General features: G+C 37.1%; 1 protein-coding gene. It reads left to right on the forward strand.

Annotation, left to right across the window (positions count from 1 at the left end; translation table 11 throughout):
• Nucleotides 1–259 (forward strand): PAS sensor domain-containing protein (locus M901_RS14565; protein ID WP_034722484.1); only part of this gene is annotated, 259 nt, incomplete at both ends.

Raw genomic sequence — 259 nt, forward strand, 5'->3', positions numbered from 1 at the left:
GAACTTGTTGGTAAAGATCATCGAGTAATCAATTCAGGTTACCATCCAAAGGAATTTTGGAAAGAGATTTGGAATCGAATTCTCTCTGGAAGATCCTGGCAGGGAGAAATTAAAAATCGGGCCAAAGATGGGACTTATTATTGGGTTGAGAGCACTATTTCTCCAATTCGCAATCAAGACGGTAAAATCGTAGAATTAATTTCAATCAGAACCGATATTACTCATAAGAAGGCACAAGAAGAAGCCTTAAAGAAATCAA

Origin of the sequence: Bacteriovorax sp. DB6_IX, from assembly GCF_000447775.1 — a bacterium.
Lineage (GTDB): Bacteria > Bdellovibrionota > Bacteriovoracia > Bacteriovoracales > Bacteriovoracaceae > Halobacteriovorax_A.